Origin of the sequence: Sinomonas sp. P47F7 (assembly GCF_049332655.1) — a bacterium.
Lineage (GTDB): Bacteria > Actinomycetota > Actinomycetes > Actinomycetales > Micrococcaceae > Sinomonas.
Genome location: NZ_CP186327.1, coordinates 1827013 through 1840018, shown reverse-complemented (window position 1 = coordinate 1840018; position 13006 = coordinate 1827013). Strand labels below are relative to the sequence as shown.

The following is a 13006-nucleotide window of genomic DNA, read 5'->3' as shown; positions in this document are numbered from 1 at the left end:
GCTGGGAGGTGACTCAGCGATGAGCACAACGAGCAGCAAACGGAAGCACCGGTATGGTTTCAGCCTGCCAGGACCGCCGGCAGCTATGGCATGTACAAGGGTTAGGCATCTGCGGCGGACTCGTCGTCCGGACGCCTCACGGTGCACCGGCATCGCGGATAATCGCAGGTCACACGGTGGGGCCACCGTGGCCCCACCGTCAAAGGCGAACGAGATGACCCGGAAACCGGCCGCGCGCATGGTCACGGGCCGAAACACGTATACAACCCTGGGCCGCATTGGCGGACTGCAGCGCCTCGCCGAGGATCCCAATCACCCCGCTGCGCTCCGGGACCGCGCGACGGTCAAACTGGTGAGGATAGATGCGGCGGTACGGGGGGGCGCTGCGCTTGCCCGCGTCCACGCGGACATTGGTGCTGACTTGGGACGAGTCCGCCAAGCACACTGCGACGATAGGCATCGCGGTTCGCCGTCGGCGGGCATAAGCCCAAGTCGCACGGTGCCGCCACCGTGGCGGCACCGTGCAACCACAATCGCTTCACGAGGGCGCCCATGCGCCCTTCCGCTCGCAGAGGCGCGCGGAAAACGGCCGGAAGCTCCATCATCAACGTCATCTTCGCCTGGCCTCCAACCCCCGGGAACTGCCCGACCTGACCACCCTCATCAACGAACAGACCACCATTGCCGTTGCGCTCCACCCCAGGGTCGCACGCGGGCAGGCGGCCGGGGAAGGTCAAACGTCGTCCTTCGCGAAGGCGCGCTCGAGCATCTCGGCGGTGGCCGGGTTCACCATCTCGTTGCGGCGGATGTAATGCGCGATGGTGATCTTCGGGTCCGTGTGGCCGAGCAGCTCGGCGGCGAGGTCGACCCCGGCCTGGGCGCTGATCGCGGTCGCGACCGTCCGGCGGAACATGTGCGGGGTGACCCCGGTGATCCCGCCCAGGTCCATCACGTGGCGGAGCTGGCGGCGGACGTTGTTCGTCGTCAGCGGCGTGCCCTCCCGGCTGCAGAACAGCAGGGCATCCAGGGACGGGTCCTCCAGCTTTGCCAGGCGGCGGCGGACGGCCTCGGCGGTGAACGACGGGACGGCCACGGTGCGGCGGGACTTCGCCGTCTTGGGGTGGTCCTGCCGCACGGTCGGCTCGCCGCGGTGGCTGACGATGGTGCCGGCGATCCGGATCGAGGGCGGTGCCGCGGTGATGTCGATGTCGCGGCGGCGGATGGCCAGGACCTCCCCGATGCGGGCGGAGGTGCCAAGCATGACCTCCACGGCTGTCACCACACCCGGATCAGCGCCATCCTGAATCGGCGGGGCATCACTCGCCGGAGTGCCCGCCCGACCGAAGAGCGAGTCCAGCAGATCATCCACCTCTACGCCACCGCCCCCCCGCCGACGACGGCGACCGCCTAGGCTTCCACCCCAATACCGTACGGCGCAACCTGACGCTCTGCGGGGTGGCAACACATGATCCCCATGATCGAGTGGGACCCACGACCGTCACCGGCGGGAACGACGACGCTGACAAATGCGCCAACTCGACACGCCGTCTTACATCAATGTAATTCATCCACCGTCCCGGCCCCTAGACTCAACGCATAGGCTTGTGCTGGCGGAAGCCATCCCGACATACTGGTTACTCTGCGCACGGAAGCCCCGAATGGAGGTCAAGGAAGAAAGCTGACCGGCCGATCCAGTCAGGATCACTATCGACATTTCTTGCGTCATTTAATAGAATGCAGGATAGGGTATGTCCGAAATAAGTCACCATTCCCGCTTCAGCAGTATCTCCTCGCGCACGCGAAGGAAATTCGGCGCGTGGTTTCGGATAGCCGCCAGTCCTGAGTCAGCATCAAATTTGGGGGAATCCTCATGGGTTCAGCGCCTGCATACAGCATCGCTCCGAGTCGGGAGTCCGATTCCATCATTTGGACAGGTGACGTCACCAAAGTCTGGTCACCTCTCCGAGTCAATGGGAGGCTCACCAATGCACGCGTGCACAGCTATGGCGGGATCTACCTCTTTATCCTCACCCACAGCCTCATTGGGGCCACGAAGGCACAACAGCAATGCGCCAAGGACCTCAAGCTCAACAAGATCGGACGCGGATGCATCTTGGGGATCGACCGCCCGGAACTTTTGGGCAAGCTGGTTAAGATTCGACACCTCGTATCCCTCTATGTCTTGCAATGGGATATCCCGGCAGGAAACTTCCGAATCACCATCCGAGGTGACGAAATGATGCTCAGGCATGAGAAGTTTGATGTTGAAGGCATACACGGAGAAGCCGTGATCGCCGGATCCAACGAATACTTGCGAGTGGAGAATTCAGGTGAGGGCACAGGAGCAGTCTGGACAAGCGATCTTGACCCCGCTGAGTCAATTCGTGCCTGCTTAGAGGTAATGGACGCACATCCAAATGATGAAGATGGCTATCTCGTTTTCCTGGACCAGGAAGACGGCAGCGATGTCGAATTCGAAGGGCGTGGCCCGTCAACGGAGATCTTTGACTACGTCCAAGAGCACCCAGATCGAGTACTCTATGTTGTCCTCTCCACGGATCGCGTCAAACTAACTTGGGAAGCGCCGGATACTCGCATTTTAAGCGCGCAACACCCTACGGCTGAAGCCGGAATATATCAAGACGGACTTACCAGGGCTTCGATGACAAGGCTTCTCGGTCGCACCGCGACAGTCGAACTACGGGCGCACTCACGTGCGGTGTCCAGACGAATAAAGCAGCTGCCTGAAGCCGAGAAGGTCTGGAGCGACGTTCTGTCTCCCTGGAGGCGTCATGCTTGATCGGCGGCGCCGCGTCGCCGAAGGAACTGGCACCTTTCGAATCAAGGGGCTGTCGATGACCGGCACCGTAGAGGCGCAGCACGACAACGCCCTCCTCATGCTGTCGGTTACCAATAACACGACAATGTCCGTGTTCATCAAGAGCCAGAGCACTATTATGCAACACCAACATCTCACCTACGGTCCGTGCATGATCGGGGCCGTGGAGGACCGCACCTGGTACCTTCGCGATGAGCCGCGAGATATTCCTCCAGTTGAACGATGGGGAACACTCGGGCCGTTCAGTATCCCCTTTACCGGATTCAGTAGAAATCTGCAAAGCTGGATTGAGGTGACGGCGAGTACCAAGCCGCCACTAGCCGACTGGATAAAAAAACCAACCGTCTTCAACGTTACATGGCCGGAAGTCAAGGCAAAGTAGGTTGGGCACCGCCCTCATAGCAGCCAGTGTCGGAATCATTCTAGTCCTAGTCGGACAATTAGTATCGAACCACGTATCCAAGCTTGTGCTGGATCGAGTAGAATCACGTATCGTTGATGCCGAGAAAATCGGTAGGGAAAATTACGACTTCAAGGAAACGTTTGCCAAGGTCTTCCCGACACTCAAAGCTGATGAACTTCAACTAGATTTCGCATGGGCCTTGGATGCAGTCCAGACGACACTCACCCTCCTTGCGGGGGCACCGCTTGCTTCTATCGTCCTTGAGCATGTCTTCGGCGCATCCGATCTGTTGGCCATAGCAATTGCGATGGCCCCTCTCGGGGTATACGTTGTAATTGCGAATGTTGATTCGAATGCCTACGCGGCCAAGAGTCAGAGGAGCCTGTGGCTATTGGGAAGAGTCAGCCCGGGATTTTTTGTTGGTCTAGTCTGGTACGCACTCCTATTGATTATCGTATGTATAGATCTTGGGCTCCAGTTGAATCATTGTTCGGTTAGCATTTCCCATGACAGCTCCCTTCGCTTGGGGGTCTCTCTCCAGTGCCGGGCGCAATGATATCTGACCTATTTATAACACAAATTAATATATATGAATTAAATGTCGAAGCGACTATTCCGTTGCAAGAATGCAAAGTCGAGCGGATCTGCGCCATTACAGCCCCCCATCCATCTTGGTTCCGCTATGTTGGTGTCCACACATGACATGCCGCCGCATCCGCCGCCACGCTTGGCAGTAGTCGGATCTGTGCACGCAACGCCTACGCGCAGGCCCCTTGCGTATCAAAGGATCAGGGGATGCAAGATCGCCCACAGTGACATGGGGCGAATCCTGCGACAACCTTGTGCGAATGCTTGCAGAGATGGTCGATCCAGTCCCAGCTGAACGAGGCAATCCGAGAATCCCGTTCGTCAAGGTTGCGATGGTAGTACTCGCGGCGATGCCGAACACCTAAGGCCGCCCGCGGCGTGAGCACGAGAGACGCCAGCGCTACCCCGAGGCCATCGAGCAGGTCCACGCCGACTTCACCGCCAGCCAGTGAAGCCCCGACCCGCCCGATCCTTCCCGAAGACTACGGTGTCACCACTTGGCCGCGGGCGGAACGAGCTCGCAGTCATCGAGCCGTCGCTGCTTCTGTCAGCAGTCGTGTCCCAGTAGATCGCTCAAGCGAGCGCGGTGATAAGAGCCGCTGCAATGTCGGGCGCGTCCACCGTGCGGGCGTCGACGACAGTCCAGTCCCCATGGGCGAGCCAGGCGTCACGCTCCTCGGCAGAGTCAATGACGACAGCAACCCGGCGGTCCGGCCATGCCCACTCGACTCCCCAGCCACGGTTCCTGTCAAACTCATAACCGACGTGGGGCGCTGGGAGGCCCCTGGCGATGAGCGTCTCGACGATGGACGCAAGCATCGGGTCGCTCTCATGCAATGCAGACGCCCACAGTTCGGTTGCGTACATATCGGTCGACTCCGCTGCTTCGGATTCTCCGGTCGTTTCGACTCCGAGCAAGAGTTCGCTCAGGTAACGAGCCGCCGCGCCGCGGCGCAATTGGTCGTGCCAGCGCTGATTAGAGTAGGTGCGCAAGCACTGGTAACAGCTTGTTTCCGGGCCGCACTCACATCCGCTGGCAATCTGGAGGCCCTTTGCGAGCGCTTCCTCGAGGTGTTGAGCAATCAGCGCCGCGTATCCGGCACCACCAGGAACCGAGTCCACGAGCACCAGCGACGCGGGCCCACCGACTACTCCCCCGAAAACTTGGCCATCCACATTGTCCCTCGCGATCTGAAGCGCGTCCGCGACACCCTGAAGAATCGCAGTCAGGACCGACTGCGCGACCACTTGTCGATCCGCCATCGTCGCTCCCGGCCACGGCAAACCGAACTGTAGCTGGACGACGTCCGTCTCGTAGCGGTGGGCCAAGCTGAACGTCCCGAATATCCCGCCACATGGCTTCATCGTGCGGATGTTGTCGTGCTGCCGAGGTGGGTCCTCATGACCCGGAACACCGGCTCCACAGAAGAGACAGATGCGGAAGCCGCGCCGCGATCCTCCGTAGTTGAGGCGGACGAGGCGTGCTCGCTCTTGGATCTCGCATCGGACTGGAGCGCCGACGAGCCGGATTTCCCGTGTCAGCGTGGCTTGTCCGGGCTGTGCGACATGTGTGTCACCCTGCCAATTCGTTCGCGGCGGCGCGTCGCCAGGCACGCCGGGGTGCGGACTGGTCACAAAGCCGAACCGAGGCTCGACGTACTTTCGCGGCACTCCCTCGGGGGCCGCGCCGCAGCCCGGGCACAGTCCCACATCCTCGCCAAGTTTTTCCCAGTAGCGGCCGCACTGCGAGCACACCTCGAACCAATACGGCTGCCACTCGCGGTTGGTACGACGAGCAACACCCGCGGACGTCCACAGTCGACCACCCGCAATAATCGACTGTCCGGGTGCATACTCGAAAATTGCCTGGGACAGATCGCGAGTCAGGTCGATGTCCATCCCACCGTCAACGCCGTACGGCACTGCCATAGCGACCGTGTCGACTGGGAATCCGTATTTCGGAATGACGTTTCGGTTCGCCAGGAACCCGAGCAGCTCGCGGTCTTGGATCGTCTTTAGGAGTCGGTCTACCGGACCGACTCGACCGAACTTGCGCTCGGCAATGAGCGCGTCGAGGGTCGCTCGATAGTAGCCGACTTCCTCTTGGTATTCGTTCGTGACCGCCGAGAGCAAGTCACACAGCTCAGTCGACCAGCCGGACCATGTCGTCAGCGACGTATTGCGGATGGATGGCGGAAGCATGGCTTCGATGGATGCGGCCACGGTTGGGATCGGTTCCGCGACCCAGTTGGCGAAGCGAAGTGACGCAGGGGTGGCCGCCGGCGCACCGCCAAAGAAGTCATCGATCGTCCGGTAGACGGCGCCCGCCGATGCCTCTTCCCTGAGGAACGCAGCCAACGCAACAGAGTGGATGTGGCGCCTGGCGATACGCTCATTCTCAATCGGGACAATCGGCGTCCGTATGGCACCGCTGATGAACCGCTCGGGACGCGCAAACGCTGACAAATCGTGAGACCGCCGCTGAGCGTATGTGAGGACGAGCGCAGCATTGTCTGCACGCCGGCCGGCACGACCAGCACGTTGAACGTAGTTCGACACAGTCGGAGGCACGTTCCTCAGCACGACCGACTGCAGCTCCCCGACGTCGACACCCAACTCGAATGTCGTTGTGCAGGAGAGCACGTTCGTGCGCCCGTTGATGAAGTTCTGTTGGACCCTGGCCGCTTGCTCCGTCGTCCATTGGGCAGTGTGTTCCTTAGCCGTCAACGGGATCGGATCAGGGTTCCTGTAGATCGTCCTGTAATGGTCGTCATCTCTATCGGCCTCAGGAACGCGCCATTCGGCCAACTCACCAACGCAGCGATACGTCGGGCACACGCCTCGCACGTTGTGCGCGACGATTGAACGGCAAACGCCGCACCGCCAGAGGACGGTCTCGGTGGAGACGACTCGGGCCTCGAGCGCGTTCGGGTCGATTTGCAGGAGTTCGCCCTCCCCGCGTGCACCCGAGTCGACCGTTTGCTTGAACCAATGGGCCGTCGGAGACAACGGGCTGGTGAGCGCTTGGAAGATGCCATGGAGGAAGTCATCGACCTTGTCAGAGTCGGCAGCGACTGTTTCCAGAACGCGAATCAGATAGTCTGAGCGACTGTTCTTCCCCCTGGTCGGAACCCAGCTGAGCACCTTCTTCCGCGGGTTCGCACCTGCGGACCGGAAGAAGATCGGTCCAAGGCGGGGCTCAAAGAAGCTGTCCTGCAAGTTGACCTGGTCGAGCGCAGCCACCGCTCCCTGACGCCGAAGGGTGTCCAGCAGCGTGAACACGAGCGCCCGAACTTCGACTCCAGTGAGTCCGATACTGGCCAAGGGAGCGAGGAGAGGCAACCCGCCGAAGTCGCGCGGCTGCCACCAGACGAGCCCTACACCTTCCAGGCTTTGGCCTCGGTCGATGCCGAATAACTCGCCTTGCGTCCAAGTACTCGCGGTTGCACGACGGTGGATCTCCGTGTCGCCTCGCTCGAAGAAGTTGGCAGCACTCGCGATGCGACTCGCGGCCACCGCGACGTCTCGGGCTGACGGCGCGACGTCGCCCAAGGTCGAGTCAGAGATCGCGGCGAACAGCACACGGCGCTGTGCGAGCCGAGAGTAGCTTGACTCAAGGTATGGGGCGAAGAATGCCGCCTGTTGACGCGAGTCTGAGAACGCCAGCAACTTTCGCCCGCCACCTGGCAACGACGACTGCACGTCACCGGATGCATGGGGAAGGTGCGGGTAGAGCTCCGTCACAAGCACCGACACGGACGCGTCGTTGCCAGATTCGAATCGGCGAACTATCCGGGAACGCCGCCCGCCGCACTGCACGCAACGAGACGGCGAGTCGGTCGACGTGCTCACACGTGTGATCCCACGAAGCCTGGTTCCGGCGCACTTCGGCCTGGCACAACTGCCACCGACTTGCTGGCTGAGTGTCCCACATTGGGGGCAAAGGCCCAGCGCAAGGTCCCGCAGCGCTTGCGACCGGCTCGCGTCTGAGTCGCTGCCTTCGAGCACTTCGACATCCTCGTCGAACTGACCGCTGCTGAGCCGCTCCAACGAGTACCACGCAAGACGCTGCGTGTCGCTCGACTTCGGGGTGAGACGACGGGTCGCGCCATCAATTTCTGGGGTACCGACGATATGGACACCGCCGCAGTTCCGGCACGCCGCCATCTCGAACATGCGCCAACCGCACTCCGGGCAGTCCTCGTGGCGACCGAGTGTGACATGCGGGCCAGACTGCGACAAGCACAGGAATGCGCCTTCTGTCGCGCGTGCGAACAAGTGGTACTTCGCTGACACGATCGGTTCCCCGTCCAGAGCCCGCGTAGCCGCGCCGAGACCCACGATCTGCGTGACGTCGCCGCCTGTCAGCAGGCCGTTCGGGGCGACTCGCTTGGCAATCTGCTCGATTGTCGCGGGTTGCTCACTCGCTGCTCGACGGATCGCAGCCAGAGTCGATTCGGTGCTCATAGCCTCAGCAAACGTGCTCGCATCGCTACCGCGCGAGCGTGCGATGCCAAGGAGCTCGGCCTCGGTCTTGGTGCTCAACTCCGTCGGTGTGAATGCCCCCCACGAGCGCATGTCCTGATAGGAGACGCGTTGTGCAGTGAATACGTCAGGCGGGGTCCCAGAACGCTCGTCGGAGAATGAAACGCCGAAGAGGTTGGATGCGAACCGGGCGGCACCGGCGATGTCGGTACCCACTGTTGCGCTCGTCGCGATGGCTTGAATGCCCTGCCCCCCGCCCACGCGTTCACGTAACCGACGAAGAAGAAAGCCGACTTCCGCCCCGGAAGCGCCGTCGTAGACGTGCGCTTCGTCCACGACGATGAACTGCCACGTATTGGGCCCGCCGCCGGCCTGGAACAGCTCAAGGTCCCGCGGACGCAGGAGGAGATACTCAAGCATCGCGTAGTTCGTCAACAGAAGGTGAGGCGGGGTCGCGCGCATCGCCTCGCGGCTCAACAATTCGTTGGGAACCATTCGCTCGCCGGGGAACTGGTCGGTGAACTTCTCGCGGGCCAGCTTGTCGGTTTCGGCGGTGTCACCGGTGTAGCGTCCGAACGTAAGTTCCGGGACCGGAGCCAGCAGGTCGCGTAGTCGCTTGAGCTGATCGTTCGCGAGTGCGTTCATGGGGTACAGAAGCAGGGCCCGGACGCCGGGACCGAGTGCGCCGGCCTCGCTCTCGCGGAGTAGCCTATCGACGATCGGGAGAAGGAATGACTCCGTCTTGCCCGAGCCGGTTCCGGTCGCGACCACGACGTTTCGGCCCTCTGCAACCGCCCGGATTGCTCCCTCCTGATGCGCGTACAGGGGACGATCGATCGGAAAGGAGCTCGAGTCGAGGCGTGAGAACGATGGGGTGAGCACGCCTTGGACGATGAGCTGCCGCGGCGACGCTCCCCGCACATATGGCGGGGTCGTCTCCAAGAACGGGCCCTTCACCAGCTGGGCGCTCGCCTCAGCTTCGATCGCCGCCCGGAGCGCACGAGCGATAGCCGGGTCGCTGGGCACAACCAGGGAGGTGAGGTATCGCTGGTATGCGGCGCCCACTGCGCCGCTGACCTCAATTGGGTCGATCGCCGGCGTCATTCGATGTCCTCCCAACGCGTAATCCACAACTCTGCGAGACCGAGGTCTTGTTCGACGATTGCCGGCGCGGCCGCAGCGAGTCGCGCGTACTCGTCGCGCACCACGTCGAACACGGCAGCACAAGCCGCCTTGCCTCGCGCCGCGCCGCGCGCAATCAATGCGAGCGCCAGCGAGACCGCCGGAAGGTTGCCCCACCCAGGCTGGAACCTGCGACTTGTGATCGGTTCGATTGCCGGAGCACCAAGGTCGAGCTGCAACGCCGTCTCTGCAACCGAGAGAATCTCCTCCGAGTGCCCGACGGTTCTGCGAAGGCGCTTGACCCCGCGGGCCCGGAACAATTGGTAAGCGGCCTCGGTACGGGAGCTTTCATCGAGCAGGGCCAGTGGAACGATCGATACAGCGCGCCACAAGTCTTCCACCTGCTGGTCGGGTCGCCGCAGTAGCCACACGTACGACTCGCCAAAACGCCCACGCTTGGCCTCAGGGTCGCACCCGCTCCTGAGTATCTGGGCCCCGGGCTCGCCCAGATACCGCAGCACATTCTCACAGAAGTCGTCCTGGCCTGCCCCGCCGAGCTCGTCCGTGTCAGCGATGACACCGAGCGCTGCTGAGAATGTCCACAACGCCGGGGACGACTCCCACAACTCCCTCGGTACCGTCACTACATCTGCCTCGATCAGGAGGCGCATGATTTCGCTGAGGTTCACGTCGGTCGCCAAGACCGCGTCCATCAGTCTTGTCCGGTTCGCGCGGACCGCGGCCGCGAGCTCGCTGCGCATGCGATCAACGTGTTCAAAGGGTGCGTACGACGGAATGAGCGAGTAGATCTTCAGCGCGATCGGCAAACCGTCTGGGTGCACCGGGCAGTCTCCCATGCCAGCCAACCACCTGCGGAAGCCGCGTTCCTCGGTGTCAAGCACCTCCGTCAACCGACCGACCTTGACGCTGAACGCGTTGCCGCCGTGCCGATCGGGGCGGGGCGGGGGTGTGGCCGGTACCCACGGATTGTCCACGCTGATGACGACCGTTGCCCGCCCCTCCTGCCTCATGTCGTCGCTGAGCTGTACCGACGTCGCTCCTGTCGGAAGGTAAACGGTCTGCGGCAGCCGCCATGGCGCGAACTCAGGGTACAGGTACGCAACCAGTCCCTCGGTCGGCGCGGCGTCTGCTAGTTCGAGCACACCGTCTTCAGTTACGAACGCATCGCTGGCCAGTCGACGCGGACGGGCATGAGCGACCGCAACACTTCGGTCGCCCGCGACGACGCGTAACACGGCGGTTCGGTGCCGAGCAATGGTGTCTGCAAGCGCGGCAAGGTTGACCATTCGACTCCTGGACTGAGGGGCGCCTGCCGCGTCCACCGTTTGGACCACCGTGCCGCTGACAACTGCCGCAAGTGTGACACGTCCCGCCTCCTTCGGTGCCGTCAGCTTCAATATCGACCCGACGAGCGCCTCGTTGTCCACCGACACTGGCACAATGGAGGGCTGATGTTCCTGCACACCGATCAACTCAACGCTCAGGTAGGGAACGGTCACCATCAAAGGGAGTTCAGCCTGCCCAACGCGCAGGGTCGTCGCCACTCTGGTATCGGTGCTTCCCAAACGAAGCGGATCAGTCCCAAGCTCGATAGCCGACGACTTGACGATCGCCGTCGCGCTCTCCAACCCGGTCCCGTCCTCGCTCATCCACCGAAAGGGAGTCGAACTCGCAACGGAGACACTCTCTGCCACCGCAGTCCGAAGCGTCGCACCGCGCCCAAGTGGTCCGCGAACCGTGATCGTGAACTCCCCGACGATTGGTCCGGCAAAAGAACGCCAAGGGTCGACCTCCTCGGTTCCCGAGCTGACAACGAAAGAGTCAGTCACAATGGCGGCGCCGCCTGGATTACTCACCGAGACGAGCCAAGTGAGTGTCGCCGCACCGTCGGAAACTGGACCGGGCAGCACAAGTTTGGGGCGCGTGCCCAGCACTGGCTGCCCGCTCAGCGATTCGGCAAACTCAATGCGCTCAGTGATGCTCAGTCTGGGCTTGTCGACCGTAGAGGCGTAGCGCCATCTGTCCCCGAACCCTCGAACGCGGAGTTTGCCGAGCACAGAGGTGTCGACGCTGACGAACGACCAGCCCTCCCAGCCGCGGGGCGTGTTCTCGTGCGCGATGACCGAAAGGACATCCCCGACCTCGACGACGTCGCTTACATCCTTCGCCTCCGGGTTAGGGACAACCACCCACACTCGGCCCTTCGGCATAGAGTTGCGCGGAGGGATGAGCGCTCCGGTTGCCCCGTCGAAGACCAGCAGAGGCTCTGTCGGATCGAACATCTCGAGTGTCCATTCCCGGGGGCCGGGCAACACAGACACAAGAACACGCTGCTGCGGGGCGCGCACCGGCACCCATTTGGGCGCTACTGGATCATCAGGCCAAGGCGCGGGTACGTCAACGCGATCACGGGAGCCACCGGCGGTCACGGTCCAGGACAACGCCGCTTGGACTTCACGCTCCAGCGGCGGGAGTCGCACCTGCACCCCGCCATGTGGGCTGTACGTGACGGAGGGGGCGTTATCGATCTCCGTGCGGCGGCCGGAACCCCTCGCCCGTCTCGGCTCCCAGGCTAACGCAGCCTGAACCGCTTCGAGGATGAGCGCCGGCAATCCCGTGTCCTCAGTACCGCCGTCGATCGCCGTGAGGCAACGGTCGATGAAGTCCTCAGCGATCTCACCGCCTTCAGTTAGGAATCGCCACGTGGGCACGTCGAAACCACGGGTGGTTGCAACCGTCTGTGACATCGACGTCGCCCAAGCGACAAAGGATTGCCCATCACCTGACGAGTGATGCGAATCCCACTTCGCAAGCGTCTGAACCAACTTACTGATGCTCTGCACGGGAACACCGGAGTGCATAAGAATCTCGCCGACGTTGCGAAGCGGCGTTGTGAATCGGGCGAGACCCATCGCCCTCAGCGACTCGCGGAACGCATTGGCAAGCTCGCCTTGGTGATTGGGATCAATGCTCGTCCCGAACCCGGCAGGTAGGAAGGGCCAGTATGTGCCGTCCTCGTAATGCTTGGACGCAACCGCACACATACCGGCTACGAGGATTGCCCGGTAGCGACGAGTCAGGCTGGTTCGCTGGCTAGACTTCCTGCAGGTCTTGAAGTGCTCCGCGAGCACGTTGAGCGCTTCGATGGCATCTTCCGGTGGGATGTCGGCTTCCACGACGAGACTCCGGCCTTCAAGCCTCGACCGCCAGTCACGTTCCCACTCTTCGATGAGTTCCCTCGTGATCGTCATGGCTGGCCGCCCCACAACGAGCTCCCGATCGAACGACATGCACGGTGGCCGCATGCATTGTCGAGATTGAATATCACGCTTCTTCCCTTCCCCAAGCCAGGGTGAAACGACACCAAGCTACACCAGCCGCTGCCCGCACGGGATCAAGTGCCGTATGCGGCTGGGGCGAGGCTCAGTCCCTCCGCGATCGGGACCGTGAATATGGCTGCCGGGGTGGTCTGAGAGGACGTTCGGAGACAGCGAGTTGGAACGCGCTTGCTCCAACGACGCGGATTAGCAAGAGGCCGGTTCAGGTGA

The 13006-nt window shown here is 62.2% G+C and carries 6 protein-coding genes; 3 read left to right on the top strand and 3 right to left on the bottom strand.

Annotated elements, in window-relative coordinates; genetic code table 11:
• Positions 1-733: 733 nt before the first annotated feature.
• The gene (locus tag ACOKR1_RS08710) at positions 734-1282 is read right to left on the bottom strand and encodes a tyrosine-type recombinase/integrase (protein ID WP_422936264.1); all 549 of its coding nucleotides are present in this window, start codon (positions 1280-1282) and stop codon (positions 734-736) included.
• Between the two features lie 711 nt (positions 1283-1993).
• Between ACOKR1_RS08710 and ACOKR1_RS08705 the strand changes: the two genes are divergently transcribed.
• From ACOKR1_RS08705 to ACOKR1_RS08695, 3 genes are read left to right on the top strand one after another with little or no spacing between them, the layout of a single operon-like run.
• Positions 1994-2800 (top strand): uL30 family ribosomal protein, encoded by an 807-nt coding sequence (locus ACOKR1_RS08705; protein ID WP_422936263.1) that lies wholly within the window; start codon positions 1994-1996, stop codon positions 2798-2800.
• Positions 2793-3221 carry a hypothetical protein gene (locus ACOKR1_RS08700; protein WP_422936262.1) on the top strand — a complete coding sequence of 143 codons (429 nt, stop codon included), beginning with the start codon at positions 2793-2795 and terminating at the stop codon, positions 3219-3221. The genes ACOKR1_RS08705 and ACOKR1_RS08700 overlap by 8 nt, the downstream gene beginning before the upstream one ends.
• 1 nt (position 3222) lies before the next feature.
• A complete protein-coding gene (locus tag ACOKR1_RS08695) occupies positions 3223-3798 on the top strand; it encodes a hypothetical protein (protein WP_422936261.1) in 576 nt (191 codons plus the stop codon).
• A 605-nt stretch (positions 3799-4403) separates the two neighbouring features.
• Here ACOKR1_RS08695 and ACOKR1_RS08690 read toward each other — a convergent pair.
• Together ACOKR1_RS08690 and ACOKR1_RS08685 are read right to left on the bottom strand one after the other, a co-directional pair.
• Positions 4404-9419 (bottom strand): DEAD/DEAH box helicase, encoded by a 5016-nt coding sequence (locus ACOKR1_RS08690; RefSeq protein ID WP_422936260.1) that lies wholly within the window; start codon positions 9417-9419, stop codon positions 4404-4406.
• Positions 9416-12709, bottom strand: a complete 3294-nt coding sequence (locus tag ACOKR1_RS08685) for a hypothetical protein (RefSeq protein ID WP_422936259.1) — start codon at positions 12707-12709, stop codon at positions 9416-9418. The genes ACOKR1_RS08690 and ACOKR1_RS08685 overlap by 4 nt, the downstream gene beginning before the upstream one ends.
• Between the last annotated feature and the right edge of the window lie 297 nt (positions 12710-13006).

Excerpts from the sequence above, each read along its gene's own strand:
- ACOKR1_RS08685 (WP_422936259.1), bottom strand. The coding sequence starts at position 12,709 with ATGACGATCACGAGGGAACTCATCGAAGAGTGGGAACGTGACTGGCGG.
- ACOKR1_RS08690 (WP_422936260.1), bottom strand. The coding sequence starts at position 9,419 with ATGACGCCGGCGATCGACCCAATTGAGGTCAGCGGCGCAGTGGGCGCC.
- ACOKR1_RS08700 (WP_422936262.1), top strand. The coding sequence starts at position 2,793 with ATGCTTGATCGGCGGCGCCGCGTCGCCGAAGGAACTGGCACCTTTCGA.